Origin of the sequence: Proteus mirabilis ATCC 29906, from assembly GCF_000160755.1 — a bacterium.
GTDB classification, from domain to species: domain Bacteria; phylum Pseudomonadota; class Gammaproteobacteria; order Enterobacterales; family Enterobacteriaceae; genus Proteus; species Proteus mirabilis.
The window spans coordinates 836,277-852,256 of record NZ_GG668576.1 but is presented as its reverse complement, the minus strand read 5'-3'; the positions used below and the strand labels follow the sequence as shown (position 1 = coordinate 852,256).

Sequence of the window (15,980 nt, the reverse complement as noted above, 5' to 3'; positions counted from 1 at the left end):
ATAAAAAATAACATATCGATTTTAAAAAAATAGCCTAAAACAAGATTGTTAATATGATAACAAAGTCGTTAGTTATAAATATTTGTTAATTTATTTAATAGAAAAAAGGGAGAATTAATCTCCCTTTTAAATAATGAACGCTAGGGCTATGGTGTGTCGATATTGGTAGGGAATTTTAATGCTCTAACATCGCTACCTGTTGGTGATTGGTGTATTCGTAAACCAAACTGAGGAAGAATAGCGAATATATGATCAAAAATATCGGACTGAATAGCTTCATACTCTACCCACACGGTTGTATTGGTAAAGGCATAAATTTCGATAGGTAACCCTTCAGAGGTTGGGGCAAGCTGTCTTACCATAATGGTCATCTGTTTATGGATCTTCGGATGATTTTTTAGATAAGCTTCCACGTAAGCGCGAAATGTACCGACATTCGTCATACCACGTTGATTAAGCGGCATTTGATGATCATGACAAAGGCTAGCGTTATAGCTGGAGATTTCACCTACTTTGCTTTTTATATAAGGTTCAAGAAGCTGTGCCTTTTCTAATTTATCAATATTCTCTTGATCTAAAAAGTAAATACTATTGATATCAAGAGATAAACTGCGCTTAATTCGACGCCCACCTGATTGTGTCATCGCTTGCCAGTTTTTAAACGAATCAGAAATTAAAGAATAAGTAGGAATGGTCGTAACGGTATTATCCCAATTACGTACTTTTACTGTGGTGAGGCTAATATCCACTACGGCACCATCAGCACCATATTTAGGCATTTCTAACCAATCACCCAAGCTAATCATATTATTGGCGGAGAGTTGAATACCGGCAACAAGTCCCATAATTGGATCTTTAAACACCAACATCAACACCGCAGTCATGGCACCTAAACCACTTAATAAAATAAGCGGTGATTTACCGATCAGTAATGAAACAATCATGATACCAATCAGCACGCTGGCGACTAATTTTAAACTTTGGAAAATACCTCTAAGGGGTAATCGGCCAAAAGAAGGGGAATTTCTCATGATCTGCAAACAGAGATCCATAATTGAGAAAATCATCAATAAACCGAAAAGTAAACACCATGCTTGAGCTGTGGTGGTTAATATCTCCTGTGTCTTACCGGGTCCCATCCATAATAAGGCTTGGATATTAATGACTACACCTTGGATAAGAAAGGCAAATCGACTGAATAACTTATTAATTTCAAAAGAGAGTTGCCACTTTTGATCGTATTTACTGATAGCTTTTGAAAGCTTAGGGAGCACAAGTTTGTGCAAAATAAAGTGGAGAACAAGAGCAACAACAAAAATGATCAATAAAACAAGTAACAGAGAAGTGATTTGAGCGTACTCTTCATTAAACTGACGTATCCATGTAAGCAGTTGCTGCTGCATAAACTATCCTCATCATAAAAGGTGATTTAATACTAGGGTACAAGAAGAGGGATTTTAGTTCAAACAAGTGAAATTTTTGTTACTAAAGATGCGCGAAGAGTAAGATAAGAAAAAATCAAAGGGATAGAAAATAAAAGCCAGATAGTGCCTCTTGCGATATAGAGTGCATTTTCTGGCTTTATGCTTAGTTATTCTTTTTAATACAAAGAATTACAATAAACGAGTTGAAGATAATTTAACAACAACTTGGTGCAGATGAGTAATAAAAGAAGTCATTGATTTCATATTAAGTATCCTATTAATAAAATGTGATTCTCGTCACAAATATTTTCTGATATTGATTCTAATCACATTTTCATAACAGTCAATAGCTTTATACAAAAATATTTTAAATTTTAAATTATTTTTTATATTGAAGGCATTTTTTGTTGGTGGCTATAGCTTAAGATCCTGTAAAATTATATCTATCTTATTGTTTAGTAATTATTTTTATTTTTCCCTATCAGCAATACTCAGTTGACTTTTTTCTATTGTGATTTTCACTGCATTTTTTTTCTTTAAGCTGAACATGGAACTTAGCAAAGAAAGGAAATGACGCGATGACTATCGAAACAAAAGAAGAACGTTTACAAAAAATCTTAACAGCTGAAAACTGCAAGGATACCGCAAAAACACCACCTAAGCCTGTTCATCCTCAAGCTGATGAGCCTGATACAGATCCCGATAAAAATACAGTTACAGAGATTAAATATAATCAAATAAAATCTTCGCCAGATGAGCCTGGTAACGAAGTAAAAATGAACGGGATAATTAGCTATGAAGTAGAGGTAAAAGATAGTGATTTACGTTTGGCTCAATGGAGTACAAATCCTAAAGGAATTTTAATTTTACCCAACAACAAAGATGTTTATACCACTATCGTTGATGACCATAAAACGAAGATCTCTTTAACTGGCAATCGTAGTGGAGTGGCTTCATTACAGTTGATTCTAAGAGATGAAGATAATGAAGATAATGCCTATTATGCCCCGCCGTTGCAAATTCGAGTGACACCCGCGATCCCTAATACCGATTGCTCAGCGGCTAATTGTGAGAGGTTTGATGATTTACTGACAATCAACTCTGAATCTATGCAATGGCCGAGCAAATGGGAAGAGGTATCTAAAAGCTTTGTGGTACACCTTCAAAATCAAGAAGGTGAAGATATGCAAAACAAGGAGGTCACATTAGTTTACGATAAAGACAACAGCACACTACTTACTCAGCCTGAAATTTATAATTCCGAAGGTGAGTTAAGCAATATTTCAAAAACCAATAAATATGGTATTGCAAACTTTAAAGTTAGATTTAAAGGTACCGAGCCAAAGCAGATTGCTGTTTTTTATGCTGAATCAGAAAACAGTGAAGATATAGATAACCCACTCAAATCAAGAAACTATTATGTTGAAATGACGACAGAGAAGTTGCCGTCTCCTAAGGTTCCTGCAACGCTAAATGGTATTCTAAGCTATCATAGTGAAAATTACTGTGTAAATGCGAACCTAATTTTAGGTCGTGATATTAGTGAAAGTACACAAGTAGGGTTCTATTTTAATGATCAACTTAAAATGTTGCCCTGTACTGATAAATCAGCGGTATCGGTCAGGTTAGAGAATCAAGCCTTAACGAATGGCGTTCATTATATCTCTTTCTTCACTGTGGATATTTTTAACAATATTTGTTTTTCACGCCGTGAACGTATTATTGTGGATAATTCCTTAACTGGGGAATGCGGTAAACAAATTAAAAATATTGCACCGAAGCCTTGTATTAGCGTCACTATTCCGCAAATTTGCGATCGTTATTTTAATTCTGTCAATATTCGGCTTGTGCCTTCTTTATGCTTACAAATTAAAAACCGTGTTGCAAAATTGGATATCCAAAAAATGGTTATAATCTTTAATGGATATACTAAAGTCAATAGCAGTGAGCGGACATTGGTTTATCGTTCTACATTAGAAATTTATGCCGATGATCCTCGTTTAGGTGATTTCCTGCAAGATACTACACCAAGCAATGAGCCGATAAGTATGATTGAAATATCAGAGCCTGCATTAGAAAGTATTTTGGCGGATGCATTGCCAAATATCGAAGTGGGACAATTAGGTATTCAGGTGATGGTATTTGAGAAAAATGGCAACTGTTACTTATGTGGTGAAAATATGTATACCGTTTCTCTACGCTTACCTTGTGCTTAATATACAACTTTTTTGCTTACGATTTAGAGCCACATTGTGTGGCTCTAAATTTAAATAACAAATTAAACGTAAGACATCATTAACGAGTCATTCGCTTGATTGCACTGGCTATTGATAGAATAGTTATAGAACTTAAAATAAGTTGTATACCAATCAATGCCATCACCAGTGTTATAGAAGTTTCAGGGCCAAAAGCTAGTAAGAAATAGGCTAAAACAAGATCTAAAAAGCCCACTAAAATATTAAACCAGCCATAAAAGCTATCTTTAATTTGCTTAAAGCCGAGTACTAAGCGGAGTATTCCTGCAAAGATAAATAAATAACCGATAATAAATGCAAGGCTTAACATGCCATTTAAAGGATCGGTAATAAAAATATAACCTAAAAATAGATAGATAAAACCAGCAAGTAAAGTAATTAACATCGACCAACCAGAAGAGATCCGGCTATTAAAGGCCGCCATTATGCTGGTTATTGCACAAGCAAAAAACACCACACCGAGGAAAACACTGACCACGACCCCTGAAGAAAAAGGGTTAATAATACAGATAATACCCGCAAGTAATCCCAGCATGGCAATGATACTCATTAAAGTACACTGCTTTTTAACGAGTTTCTCTGTTAGCTGAGATAAATTATTTTTATTAATGTCTAACATAACAACCTCTTAATTTGTAATCCTTATAGCAAATTATAGCAATTTTTAGCTATATAACAGGAATTCTTTAAAGAAAAAGGCCATTAAAGATTTGTATTAGAAAGTCAGTAGCATTTGAAATAGTAATGTGAAAGAGTAGTGTGGTGAAAAGTTATCAAGGTTAATACAATTTATCACGGAGGTAAAATGTCTGAGATTGTGTATTTAAATAACCAATTTGTACCTAAAGAACAAGCTAATATCTCTGTTTTTGATCGAGGTTTCTTATTTGCTGATGCCGTTTATGAAGTTACCGCCGTTATTAACGGACAATTAATTGATTTTGAAGGGCATTTTCAACGTTTACAGCGCTCTTGCAAAGCATTATCAATGCCTTTTTCTTTAACCAAAGAGCAATTAAAAGAGATCCACGGGCAATTGATAGATAAGAACCATCTGCATGAAGGACTTATCTATTTACAAGTCACTCGTGGCGCCGATTCATCACGTTTTTTTGATTTCCCGTCTTCATCAGTCGCTCCTACATTGGTGCTATTTGTTCAACACTCAACGGTGGTAAATCATCCTAATGCAAGCAAAGGAATTTCTGTCGTAAGTGTTGAGGATATTCGTTGGCAACGCTGTGATATTAAAACGGTGGCATTACTTGCTGCATGTCTAGCTAAACATCATGCGCATCAGCAAGGTGCTGATGATGCTATTTTTATCAAAGAGAGTTATATCACCGAAGGGAGTTCAAGCAATTTCTTTATTGTTAATCAGCAAGATGAAATTATCACTCGCCCATTAAGCCAAGATATTTTACCGGGGATCACGCGACAAGCGATTATTCAGTTAGCCAAAGAGCAAAAACTCACCATCATTGAGCGTTTATTTACACTCGAAGAAGCGAAACAAGCCAAAGAGGCTTTTATTAGTTCAGCGACTACCTTAATTTGGCCGGTGATCTCCATTGATAATGAAAAAATAAATCAAGGTAAGGTAGGGGCGTTATCACAACGCTTAAGAGAGATTTATCTTGAGAAAGCCGGTGTGAAACCATAGTAAATTTTTATCGCACTGATTTTGACTTTATCAGAAAAATCAGTGCGATAATACCATTGTCACTAATTGTGATGTTCAATGATCATGACAGCGGTAGTATCTGGCTCTAATGCACGTAGCACATGAGTAACGTCACCAGGGTAACAAATATAGTCACCGGGAGATAACTCTTGTTGATTATCTAAAGTACCGACAATGGCACGACCGCTAATTATAAGAATATGTTCTGTGACATTTTTACTATGAGGATCTGATACTCTATCTTTACCCGGTTGAGCAATAACCGTATAAATATCGCGCTTCGCGCCATTGGGGCAAGATGACAATAAAAAGGCATGGTAATAGGCCTTTTCTGCACTAATTTTAAATCCATCACCTTTGCGGATCACTTTAACTTCTGGTTTAGGTGAGGAAATCAGTTGTGAAAACGGAATATTGAGTGCGACGCAAATAGCCCATAAAGTTTCGATACTTGGATTACCTTGTCCCGCTTCTAATTGGGATAACGTTGACTTTGCGATCCCCGCTCGCCTTGCGATTTCTGCAAGTGAAAGACCTGCTTTTTTTCTTTCTCTAGCAATAGATTGAGAAATAATTTCAATGGGTGCCGAAGGTGATGACATCATAGTTTCCTTCAAAAATCAGCTTGCAAAAAAATACATCGTTCAACATAATGAACAAATCGTTCAATAAATAATACGTTTTTTATGCATATTAACAGTCGTCTAGATAATAACGTACTTAGAGATATTCTGCTTGTTTCATTAGCGGATGGGATCGTTGGAATATCTTATGGTGCTTTAGCACATACTCAAGGTTTCGATTTTTGGGTACCTCTTTCGTTATCGATTTTTGTTTTAGCAGGGGCTTCTGAATTTCTATTTATCGGAGTGGTTGCGATGGGGGGAAGCGCCATCTATGCGGCACTCGCTGGTTTAATGGTCAATGCAAGGCACATCCCTTTTAGTATGGCGGTGAAAGAGTTACCCGGAAAAGGGATTAAATCACTATTAGGCTTTCATATATTAAATGATGAAAGTGTGGTTTTTGGGTTATCTCAATCGACTGCTGAGCAAAATAGATTAGCATTTTGGGCTTGTGGATTAGGCATTTTACTGATGTGGCCGTTAGGTACTATGCTAGGTGTTTATTTAGGCTCTTTTATTGTTGATATAAAAATGCTTGGTTTAGATGCGATGTTCCCAGCGATTATTTTGGCACTAAGTTTACCGGCATTGAAAAATAAATTAACACGAAAAGCCGCTATTATTGGTAGTGTGATTGCCTTAGCAACGACACTGTTTCTCCCTGCGGGAATACCGGTTTTATTATCCTTGTTAGGCGTTTTATTTGTGGTGAGAAAAATATGATCTCAACAACTTCACTTATCGCAGGTATCGCTATTTTAGCCGTAGGAACTTATGCCATGCGCATCTCCGGTATCTTATTAAATAATAAAACGGGGATGTCTGAGCGGGTCAAAGAAATGTTTTCACTTTCAGCAATCGTGATCTTATTTTCGGTTGCAATGACATCTACTTTTTTTGATAGTGACCAACTCGCTGATATTGCCAAGATTATTGGTGTGGGTGTTGCGGGCGTTTTAACTTGGAAAAAGAAACCTTTTATTTTGGTGGTATTAAGTGCTGCTATTATTACCGCGATGCTACGTTGGATAGCCACTTTGTGGGGATAAGCATAACTAATAGTTTTAACTAAAATTATAGGAGGCAAAGGCCTCCTATAATATATTTACTCATTATCTAGTGGTTTAATTTTTAACGGTAAGGTAATAATAAAACCAATACCTTTATTGTGTAGCCCTTCAGTAATGGAAATGGTTGCTTGAATTTTTTCAGCGAGATTTTGTGCAATAGATAAGCCTAAACCACTGCCCGTCCCTTGTGATCCCGGAACACGATAAAAACGGGAAAATAGTGAGCTAATATACTCAGGTGCAATTCCTGGTCCATTATCACGCAGAATAATATTGAGATGATGGGTATCTTTATGTTCAATAGTCACTTCGACTTGACTATTATTGGGGCAATATTTGATTGCATTATCCAATAAGTTATTAAAAATAGACAGTAGTGCTTGTTTATCTGTTTCTATTTTAAGTGACATACCTTCATTTAAAGATAGCTCAATATTTTTTGTTAAGGCATAAGGCACGCGCTGAGCAATAGCATTACCAATAATATTATAAACATCAAAGGATTCTATTTTTATAGGGAAATCGTCACACTCTAATCTTGCTAAATCAATAAGCTGGTGGGAAAGTGCGGCGGCTCTATCCAGAGATTGTTTCATATCTTCAATAATTTCTTCTCGCTCCTGCTTTTCATCGACTAAAGAGAGAATGTGCAATTGGGCAATCACTGCTGCAATCGGGGTTCTTAGCTCATGAGCCGCATCAGCCATAAATTGTTTTTCTCTAATATTAGCCGCATCTATTCTTGCCATTAATTGGTTAAGCTCTTTAAAGATAGGGCGGATCTCTTTAAATTGTTGTCCGACATTAATTGGCGTTAAATTACGAGGTTTTCGGTTAGAAATCAGCTCTGCGGCTTGTCTTAAAGGGCGCAAACTAAAATAAGCAGTAATTAAGATAGCCAAGATCACCGTCGCTAAAATAAATAGGAAGGGCACAAAAGTACCGGAAATAGGGTTACCAATGACATGTCCTCTATCTTCGACGGATTCACCAATAAAAACTTTAATTTTATGTTGTTTTCCCCAACTATAAGATAAATACCATTTCTCCCCAGCCACAGAGATTTTTTCAGAGGCAAGCGACAGTACCCGTTTAGGCAGAGAAAGTTCCGGTCTATTGGTATAAATCAGATCATTATCTTTATTTAAGACAATAAACCAAGGTAAATAGTGTAAATCATCATCTTCACCATTAAGCATGGTATCGATATACATGTTTTGTAAATGGTGAGCTATCTGTTTTACTGTCTCGGGTTGAGAAGAAACCGTTTCGAGTGTATTGGCAAATCCTTCAGCAATAATTTCTTGTTGCTTATTGTAGATAGTTTCAAAGTCAGCAAGATAATCAAATTCTATCCAAGCTAACCAAACGCCCCATAACATCACGATAGATATCGTTTGTAGAAAGATAGTATAAATAAAGAAAGAGCGGATCTTCATTTAGTTCACTTCTTTTTTTAAGAGATAACCGATACCGCGAACCGTAATAATACGCTCTTTGCCTATTTTACGGCGTAAGTTGTGCATATGAACTTCAAGTGAGTTACTTTCAATTTTGTCATCTAAGCCAAATAAGCGTTGTTCTAAATCAGATTTACGTACTACATTATCTGTATTGCGCATCAGCTCATATAATAGCTGGTACTCTTTACCTGATAATAACAATAGTTCACCATTTAAAGTGACTTGATGATTCGAGGGATTAAGCTGTAAATCACCAATAGACCAAATCTGTGAAGAGAAACCGGCCATACGGCGACTTACGGCTTTTACACGAGAAATTAATTCAGGCATAGCAAAAGGTTTTGGTAAGAAATCGTCAGCACCTGAATCTAATGTTTGTACTAGGTTATCTATTTGAGTACGAGCCGTCAAAATAATAATGGGTATTTTTTCACCACTTTTTCTTAGTGCGATAAGTTCATCTTGACCATCACCATCAGGAAGACCTAGATCAAGCAACATTAAATCAAAGGCTTTTTGGTTTAATTGAACACGTGCATCCGCAAGCAATCTTACCCAGCAGGGCTGAAAACCGGCAATTTCTAGACCACGACAGAGCGCCTTTCCTAATTGCAGATCGTCTTCAACTAATAAAATATTCATAATAACACCTATAAAAATATGCTTTAAGAAAGTATAAAAGGCAAATAAAGTTTGAGCAATATAATAAAAGATAAAGCTAAGTGTGATTAATCAACTCTTAATATTAGATAATATGTTATTAAATATGTATTTTTACTGAAAGTAAGGTGTTTAAGTAATAAAATAATCACTTTCTACATAAATCTTTTATAGAGGTGATAAATAAATACTTGCTTTTATGATGATGATGACATTTATTGCTGAACTGTATTGTTTTAAATTTCAATATAACCAAAGAGTTAACTCATAGAAAGTAATGCATTAACGTAAATTGATAATATTAATTCTATTAATAATAGAAAATAAAGGCATTAATTATAAATGAGCAGATAATAAATATGTTGTATGAAAATGGATAATATCTAAAATATAATTTTATCATATTGAATATGAGATAAGAGGCGATCTTTTCTTACTATTAGATAAAAAACAATATAGTAAGATAAGCATGTTGTATCAGAGTTAATTAATTTATTTACCCTATACATTTCAATATTCTAAATAAAATTATGCAATTTAATTGGAATAAACACTGTTATTAAAAGGAATTAATATGCAATTAGATGATCACTTTTAATATTAATTAAATCGTTCTGTGTCAGAAATGCTCCCCTCCTCAGGGAGCATTTCACCGATAAAATGTATTGGGTAAAAATTAACTCAAAATATGAGTAATAATGTTATACCCTTGGTGTAGTTCTGTTGAAAGATAAAGATCCACTTAAGTTATTCATGAATTCTATTGTTTTTATTAAATGATAATGATAATAGTTTACTTGACAAAAATACTTTCATTTATATACTAGCATCGGTCTAGTCTACAAGACTCGTAAGCGTTTACGTTAATCAACGCATATAACTTAATTTTTTTACCTTTATGGGTATTCGCCTGTTGTATTGGCGGTTATATGCCGTAGTACACGTTTTTATTGGGGTCTTTTCTATGTTTTTTCAAGATAAAAATAATATTTTGGGTATACCTAAATTGCCACCAAGAGCCATGATTTTCCTGGTTCCGTTTTTCCTATCTTTTGTGATGTGTGGCATTGTTTCTTTTATTAGTACAGCAAAAACAATGGGCTTAAATAGCCTTATGTTTGCACCTTGGTTCTCTTCATGGGGGGTATCTTGGATGATTGCGTTTCCAACCGTTTTATTCGTTTTACCCTTTGCAAGAAAGCTATCACTCTTATTAGTAAAACCACATTAATATTTCATATCCTATAATGCGTTATAACCTAATATGGCATGTAATACCGCTATTTTATTAGATGTTGTATTAGGATCAGCCATTGAAGTCTGTTTTTCTTAGCACTCTGTGAGATAGGTTATCGCGTTATGTCATTTAATGCGTTAGCCTTATTAAGTTATAGTGATGGTTCATTTAAAACCAGATAGAGGGCAAATAATTATTTTTAATCGTAACCATAAGATAAAAATGATTTTTGTCTCATTGCTTATATAGCAGGAGGCTTTGCATGAGTTTGTTATTTACGCCTAATAAATTAGGACCTCATCAATTAGACAACCGTATTATTGTTGCACCAATGTGCCAATATTCTGCGCAAGATGGAATACCCACATCTTGGCATACAATGCACTATGGGCAATTAGCATTATCAGGTGCCGCTTTAGTGATTATAGAAGCGACGGCGGTAGAGCCTCGAGGTAGAATTAGCTATAAAGATCTCGGATTATGGTCTGAGGAACATGGTCGCGCATTAAAACAGCTTATTAGCGATATAAAACAGCATACTAATGCTAAAATAGGTATACAGTTGGCTCATGCGGGGCGAAAAGCATCAACATCGTTGCCATGGGAAGGTGGAAAATCATTGGCTCCTGATGATGAGAATGGCTGGCAAAAAGTAGCACCTTCTAGTATTGCTTTTGGTCAATATCATCAGCCTCAAGCATTAACAATTGATGAGATTGAAAAGATAAAAAACGCATTTGTTGAAGCAGCTAAAAGAGCTGAGTCAGCAGGCATTGATGTTATTGAGATACATGGTGCTCATGGTTATTTACTGCATGAATTCTTATCACCATTATCAAACCATCGCACCGATCAGTATGGCGGTGATTTTAATAATCGTAGCCGCTTGTTAATTGATGTTTTTACTGCAGTCAAAAAAGCAGTCTCTGACAAAATGTGTGTGGGAGTAAGAATATCAGCGACTGATTGGGTTGAAGGAGGATGGGATCTGGAAAGTTCTATCGCATTAACTCAACATCTTGAAGATCTCGGTTGCCACTATATTCATGTTTCTTCCGGTGGCTTATCAGACAAACAAGCCATCAAGCTAGGACCTAATTATCAGGTTCCCTTTGCTCAAGCCATCTATAATGAAACACAATTACCCGTGATTGCGGTTGGGTTAATTACAGAGCCAGAGCAAGCAGAAGCTATTTTACTGACTGAACAAGCTGATTTTATCGCATTAGGCAGAGGAATACTTTATGATCCTCGTTGGCCTTGGCATGCGGCTGAAAAGTTAAAGCAGACCATTAAAGTCGCTCCGCAATATTTGCGTTGTGCGCCACATGGTAGTAAAGAATTTTTTAAATAGTGTATGAAAAGGTAATAGTAAAAAACCACAGAATAGCCAATGACATATTTTAAAGGCAAATCAATTCTGTGGTTTTTTGTATGTTATTATTTTGACATATTAACCTTATATTAACGATTATATAAAATATGAACTTAAAATATAACGAGACTGTTTTTTGATCTAGTTCTCAAAAATAAAAAATAATATTTTTATTAAATTTGTTTTTTTATTTGAAATGTTCAACTCTTGTTTTTTTCAATTTGTTTCTTATTTCTCTTTAGTTATTGATTTATTTTTAAATATAAATAAAAAAAACGTTGTTATATATAGCAAAGTGAATTGTATCAAAATAAGACTATATTAAATTAAAGTTATTTTTATTTGTTATTAATTTATTTTTAAAAATTTATAATGTGTGAAAAATAAAATACATATTATTCTATATATAGGTTTGTTAGTTATAGGTAATATGAATATGATTAGACACAAAAGTTTTAAAATAAAATTATTAGTTATTATATTATTATCATCATCTCCTTTAACTTATGCCAATAAGACGACATCTTTAGGTGACAGCAGTAAAGCTGATGGTAATGAATCGACGGCACTTGGATATAATACTTGGGCGCATTCAGATCAATCAACAGCGATTGGCGCAAGTGCAGGGGCTGAAGGTGAAAATGCAACGGCTATTGGACATAAAAGTACCGCAATTGGCGATAATACATTGTCATTAGGTAGTGGTGCAACGTCTATTGGTAACGGGGCGATTTCCATTGGTTCAGGAGCAGTTAGCCAGAAAAAAAATGCCATTAGTATCGGTGAAAATATTACAAATAATGCAGAAAATAGTGTTGTTTTAGGCGGTAATAGTCAACTTACTGATGATGCAAGTCACTCGGTTATTATAGGAAGTCACTCATTCGGAACAGCAAGTAATGCTATTATATTGGGGGATAAAAGCACTAATAATCGCAATAATTCATTATCAATAGGGAGTAATGATAATCAACGGCAGATAGTTAATGTTGCCGCAGGTACAGAAAATACTGATGCGGTTAATGTTGCTCAATTAAAAAAAGAAAGTCAAAGTGTTCTAAAAGAAGCTGATAATCATATTAGTGATAATAATGAAAAAATATATAATGAAATACAAAAGGAAAAAGAATTCATTATTAATGATACAAAAAATCAAATAAATGAAAATAATAACACTATAAAATCCTATATAGATAATACAAATTCTTTAACGTTAAAAAAAAGTGAAGAAAAAGCCAATGAATTAGCAAATAATGCAGAAAAAAAAGCAAATCAATATACAGATAATCAATTATCTAAATCTGAAAATAATATTAAAGATTATACAAATAGTAAAATAATTGAAATTGAAAATAAGGGGAAATCATATACGGACTTTAAAGTAAATGAACATAATGATAAAGTGGTGGCGCACATTGATAACACAAAAAATGAAATTTTAATTTCAACAGATGATAAAGTAAATAAATCAGAAACAAATGCTAATCATTATACGGATAGTGAAATAGCTAAAATTGCTTCAGGTATTGATAATATCATCATACAGAACAATAAAAAGATCACACGAGAGCGTGAAAAATATATCACTCAGAAAGAAAGTGAGTATATTAATACTACAAATACAATAATTAATGAAAGAGATGAATCTTTGAGAGATTATATTGAACAATCAAGAAAAGATTCAATTTTAGTTGCAAATCAGTATACCAATGAGAAGATTAAGAATATTTTTATTGATAACAAAGCCGCGCTTAAAAATATGGATAATAAGATAGATAAAGCTGACAAAAGAGCAAGTGCGGGTGTTGCTTCTGTTGCAGCGATGGCAAATATTCCTTATGTCACTGATCGCACCTTTAGTTTAGGTGTTGGTGTTGGGAATTATCGTAACGCCAATGCACTGGCAACGGGAGCACAATATCAAATTATCGACAATGCCGTTATTCGTGTATCAGCATCATGGAATACGGAAGATAGAGCTGTAGTTGGTGGAGGGATCTCTTATGGTTGGTAATATCAACTTTATGTTCTATTAACTAGGATAGAGCAACAAATAAGGTTGTTATCTTCTATTATAAATTGGCTTTTATTTGTATTTGCTAAATAATAAAGATAACAACCTTTGTTTGATAAGATGAGTAAATAATGATCTATCTGCATTCTGGTGGCGGTGACTCCGCTAAACAACAAAGAGTTAATCAAGCCGCAACAGATAAAGCGCAACAAATTGCCCAAGATCAGCAATCTTTACTCTATACCATCTCCTCAGAGAGTGATTTTCCGACGACGGTTGAAAATATCGGCGCTATTTTATTAATTGAGCCCAGTATTGAATTAGCTCTAGAGGTGTGTCGCCGTTATCAATCATCAACAGAGATAGTGATGGCTGAAAGTGCAATCACGGGGGCAAAGTTGACTGTATGCCAAATTGAATTTGAAGTGATAAAAATTTGTGTTATTTAACGGCTAAAGTTGTTGCAACGTCTTCCTGTTATCCACATTAACTGTGGATAACTCTTGCTTTACATGTGAGTAATCAATTTACCCATTGATTTTATTTGATATTTTCATGTGATTGAAAAGTATCCACAAAGATTTATCTGATCAAATAAAATCGGACGATATTAATTAACCCACAGCATAATAAAACCTGTCGTTTTTAATTTGAAGAATAAAACGACAGATTAGCGGTTATAAAAGCGATGGTTTATCGAATAAAGGGGTTGGCTTACCATGCTCATCAACGGCAACAAAATTGAATTGGCCGTGGATCACTTCTTCTCGTCCTTCGGCATACATATCTTCGAGAAAAATAGAAACATTTACCGTTAGACTGGTACGCCCGACACGTATTACCTCACCAACTAATTCAATAATGGTGCCAGAAGGAATAGGGTGATTAAAATTAATTTTCTCTGTAGAAACTGTCACTAAACGTTTACGGCAAAAGCGCGTAGCGGTAATAAAAGAGACTTCATCCATCCATGCTAATGCCGTTCCGCCAAAGAGTGTGGAGTGATGATTGGTGGTGGTTGGAAAAATAACTTTAGAGACGCGGGTGATTGAGTGTTTAATTTTATCTTGCAACTCTAGAGATAAATCCGTTGTGGACATAATAAAACCTTATCTTTCTATACAGTAGGGATGATCCTAAAGTATAAAATAGAGAAAAATGAAAGCAAAGGAGAGGAATAGATGATATTCCTCTTTAATTTTAAAAGGTTATTTCACCGGTTAAAAATAGTACAGCATCACCAGTAAGCAATAAGCGCTCTTGTTTGAGTTCACACTGTATATTGCCTCCCCTCGCGGAAACTTGTCTGGCATTTAATTTATCTTTGTTTAATTTTTTTGCCCAAATTGGTGCTAATACACAATGTGAAGTGCCAGTTACCGGATCTTCATTAACCCCTTTACGTGGTGCAAAAAAGCGTGAAATAAAATCAAAAGGCGCATGACCTTTCGCCGTCAATATTACACCGGGAAGTGGTAGTTGTGTTATAGCATTAAAGTCAGGTTGATAATCAATAACCTTGTTAGGATCAGCCACAAAGCAGGTATATCTGTCGTGAGATTGCCAAACTTCTTCAATATCTATGTTTAGTGCCGCTTCTAATGACGGTTTTATGGTTGGATTTAATGATGCAGGTACTTGAGGAAAATCGAGAGTAAAACTTGAGGAGTGACAAGATACCGTGAGTTCTCCAGACAGAGAATGGAATTTAAAGCTTGTCGCAGGTGCTTTGTTAATCGTTTTTAATACAAAAGCCGTAGCTAAAGTCGCATGACCACATAGGGGAACTTCTACTTTAGGCGTAAACCAGCGAATATGATTGGCAACTAAAAAAGCCGTTTCAGATAAACCAATCTCATTAGCTAATTTAAGTAGTGTGTCATCGGGTAGCCATTTATCTAACAAAATAACCGCAGCCGGATTTCCGGAAAAAGGTGTTGAAGTAAAAGCGTTAACATAATAAATGGGAAGCGTGTTCATAAAGTACCTTAATCGGAAAGAGGAAGAAGAAACAATTTAGCAGAGCAAAACAGTGATAAAAAGTGGCTGGAAGTAAAAATAAGAAGTAGGGGATTTAGAATAATATAATTAATGAATTATTAAAAATGGAGTATTTGTCAATAAGATCAAGAAAATATTTGAAGAATAAATATTTTTATAACAAAAATAGCT

At 34.8% G+C, this 15,980-nt stretch carries 15 protein-coding genes; 8 read left to right on the top strand and 7 right to left on the bottom strand.

Annotated elements, in window-relative coordinates:
• Positions 1-146: 146 nt before the first annotated feature.
• A complete protein-coding gene (locus HMPREF0693_RS03955; RefSeq protein ID WP_004243606.1) occupies positions 147-1,403 on the bottom strand; it encodes a mechanosensitive ion channel family protein in 1,257 nt (418 codons plus the stop codon).
• Positions 1,404-2,002: 599 nt separating this feature from the next.
• Here HMPREF0693_RS03955 and HMPREF0693_RS03950 point away from each other — a divergent pair.
• Entirely contained in the window at positions 2,003-3,640 is a 1,638-nt protein-coding gene (locus HMPREF0693_RS03950) for a hypothetical protein (RefSeq protein ID WP_004243605.1), read from the top strand.
• 79 nt (positions 3,641-3,719) lie between these two features.
• Here HMPREF0693_RS03950 and HMPREF0693_RS03945 read toward each other — a convergent pair whose 3' ends face one another.
• The gene (locus HMPREF0693_RS03945) at positions 3,720-4,298 is read right to left on the bottom strand and encodes an HdeD family acid-resistance protein (RefSeq protein ID WP_004243604.1); all 579 of its coding nucleotides are present in this window, start codon (positions 4,296-4,298) and stop codon (positions 3,720-3,722) included.
• A 186-nt stretch (positions 4,299-4,484) separates the two neighbouring features.
• On the opposite strand from HMPREF0693_RS03945, the gene HMPREF0693_RS03940 reads away from it, so the two are divergent.
• On the top strand, positions 4,485-5,342 hold the full coding sequence (locus tag HMPREF0693_RS03940) for a D-amino-acid transaminase (protein ID WP_004243602.1): 858 nt from the start codon (positions 4,485-4,487) through the stop codon (positions 5,340-5,342).
• Between the two features lie 62 nt (positions 5,343-5,404).
• On the opposite strand, the gene HMPREF0693_RS03935 is transcribed toward HMPREF0693_RS03940, so the two are convergent.
• Positions 5,405-5,965 carry a helix-turn-helix domain-containing protein gene (locus HMPREF0693_RS03935; protein WP_004250737.1) on the bottom strand — a complete coding sequence of 187 codons (561 nt, stop codon included), beginning with the start codon at positions 5,963-5,965 and terminating at the stop codon, positions 5,405-5,407.
• A gap of 84 nt (positions 5,966-6,049) precedes the next feature.
• Between HMPREF0693_RS03935 and HMPREF0693_RS03930 the strand changes: the two genes are divergently transcribed.
• Positions 6,050-6,712, top strand: a complete 663-nt coding sequence (locus tag HMPREF0693_RS03930) for an AzlC family ABC transporter permease (protein ID WP_004243600.1) — start codon at positions 6,050-6,052, stop codon at positions 6,710-6,712.
• Positions 6,709-7,038: an AzlD domain-containing protein gene (locus tag HMPREF0693_RS03925; protein WP_004243599.1), complete on the top strand. Its 330-nt coding sequence runs from the start codon at positions 6,709-6,711 to the stop codon at positions 7,036-7,038. The genes HMPREF0693_RS03930 and HMPREF0693_RS03925 overlap by 4 nt, the downstream gene beginning before the upstream one ends.
• A 56-nt stretch (positions 7,039-7,094) precedes the next feature.
• Here HMPREF0693_RS03925 and HMPREF0693_RS03920 read toward each other — a convergent pair whose 3' ends face one another.
• Together HMPREF0693_RS03920 and HMPREF0693_RS03915 are read right to left on the bottom strand one after the other, a co-directional pair.
• Positions 7,095-8,498: an ATP-binding protein gene (locus HMPREF0693_RS03920; protein ID WP_004243598.1), complete on the bottom strand. Its 1,404-nt coding sequence runs from the start codon at positions 8,496-8,498 to the stop codon at positions 7,095-7,097.
• Positions 8,499-9,164: a response regulator gene (locus HMPREF0693_RS03915; protein ID WP_004243597.1), complete on the bottom strand. Its 666-nt coding sequence runs from the start codon at positions 9,162-9,164 to the stop codon at positions 8,499-8,501.
• Positions 9,165-10,146: 982 nt separating this feature from the next.
• Between HMPREF0693_RS03915 and HMPREF0693_RS03910 the strand changes: the two genes are divergently transcribed.
• From HMPREF0693_RS03910 to HMPREF0693_RS03895, 4 genes are all read left to right on the top strand, one after another.
• Complete coding sequence (locus HMPREF0693_RS03910; protein ID WP_012368076.1) at positions 10,147-10,413, top strand: DUF2798 domain-containing protein; 267 nt, start codon at positions 10,147-10,149, stop codon at positions 10,411-10,413.
• Positions 10,414-10,681: 268 nt separating this feature from the next.
• Positions 10,682-11,773 (top strand): NADH:flavin oxidoreductase/NADH oxidase, encoded by a 1,092-nt coding sequence (locus tag HMPREF0693_RS03905; RefSeq protein WP_004243595.1) that lies wholly within the window; start codon positions 10,682-10,684, stop codon positions 11,771-11,773.
• 457 nt (positions 11,774-12,230) lie between these two features.
• The gene (locus tag HMPREF0693_RS03900) at positions 12,231-13,808 is read left to right on the top strand and encodes a YadA-like family protein (protein WP_017628015.1); all 1,578 of its coding nucleotides are present in this window, start codon (positions 12,231-12,233) and stop codon (positions 13,806-13,808) included.
• A gap of 131 nt (positions 13,809-13,939) precedes the next feature.
• A complete protein-coding gene (locus HMPREF0693_RS03895) occupies positions 13,940-14,257 on the top strand; it encodes a hypothetical protein (protein ID WP_004243593.1) in 318 nt (105 codons plus the stop codon).
• Positions 14,258-14,485: 228 nt separating this feature from the next.
• Here the strand turns inward: HMPREF0693_RS03895 and HMPREF0693_RS03890 are convergent, their stop codons facing one another.
• Together HMPREF0693_RS03890 and HMPREF0693_RS03885 are read right to left on the bottom strand one after the other, a co-directional pair.
• The gene (locus tag HMPREF0693_RS03890; RefSeq protein WP_004243592.1) at positions 14,486-14,908 is read right to left on the bottom strand and encodes an acyl-CoA thioesterase; all 423 of its coding nucleotides are present in this window, start codon (positions 14,906-14,908) and stop codon (positions 14,486-14,488) included.
• A 100-nt stretch (positions 14,909-15,008) separates the two neighbouring features.
• Positions 15,009-15,788 (bottom strand): PhzF family phenazine biosynthesis protein, encoded by a 780-nt coding sequence (locus HMPREF0693_RS03885; RefSeq protein WP_004243591.1) that lies wholly within the window; start codon positions 15,786-15,788, stop codon positions 15,009-15,011.
• Positions 15,789-15,980: the final 192 nt, after the last annotated feature.

Coding starts and splice junctions, on each gene's coding strand:
- HMPREF0693_RS03955 (WP_004243606.1), bottom strand. CDS start 1,403: ATGCAGCAGCAACTGCTTACATGGATACGTCAGTTTAATGAAGAGTAC.
- HMPREF0693_RS03950 (WP_004243605.1), top strand. CDS start 2,003: ATGACTATCGAAACAAAAGAAGAACGTTTACAAAAAATCTTAACAGCT.
- HMPREF0693_RS03945 (WP_004243604.1), bottom strand. CDS start 4,298: ATGTTAGACATTAATAAAAATAATTTATCTCAGCTAACAGAGAAACTC.
- HMPREF0693_RS03940 (WP_004243602.1), top strand. CDS start 4,485: ATGTCTGAGATTGTGTATTTAAATAACCAATTTGTACCTAAAGAACAA.
- HMPREF0693_RS03935 (WP_004250737.1), bottom strand. CDS start 5,965: ATGTCATCACCTTCGGCACCCATTGAAATTATTTCTCAATCTATTGCT.
- HMPREF0693_RS03930 (WP_004243600.1), top strand. CDS start 6,050: ATGCATATTAACAGTCGTCTAGATAATAACGTACTTAGAGATATTCTG.
- HMPREF0693_RS03925 (WP_004243599.1), top strand. CDS start 6,709: ATGATCTCAACAACTTCACTTATCGCAGGTATCGCTATTTTAGCCGTA.
- HMPREF0693_RS03920 (WP_004243598.1), bottom strand. CDS start 8,498: ATGAAGATCCGCTCTTTCTTTATTTATACTATCTTTCTACAAACGATA.
- HMPREF0693_RS03915 (WP_004243597.1), bottom strand. CDS start 9,164: ATGAATATTTTATTAGTTGAAGACGATCTGCAATTAGGAAAGGCGCTC.
- HMPREF0693_RS03910 (WP_012368076.1), top strand. CDS start 10,147: ATGTTTTTTCAAGATAAAAATAATATTTTGGGTATACCTAAATTGCCA.
- HMPREF0693_RS03905 (WP_004243595.1), top strand. CDS start 10,682: ATGAGTTTGTTATTTACGCCTAATAAATTAGGACCTCATCAATTAGAC.
- HMPREF0693_RS03900 (WP_017628015.1), top strand. CDS start 12,231: ATGATTAGACACAAAAGTTTTAAAATAAAATTATTAGTTATTATATTA.
- HMPREF0693_RS03895 (WP_004243593.1), top strand. CDS start 13,940: ATGATCTATCTGCATTCTGGTGGCGGTGACTCCGCTAAACAACAAAGA.
- HMPREF0693_RS03890 (WP_004243592.1), bottom strand. CDS start 14,908: ATGTCCACAACGGATTTATCTCTAGAGTTGCAAGATAAAATTAAACAC.
- HMPREF0693_RS03885 (WP_004243591.1), bottom strand. CDS start 15,788: ATGAACACGCTTCCCATTTATTATGTTAACGCTTTTACTTCAACACCT.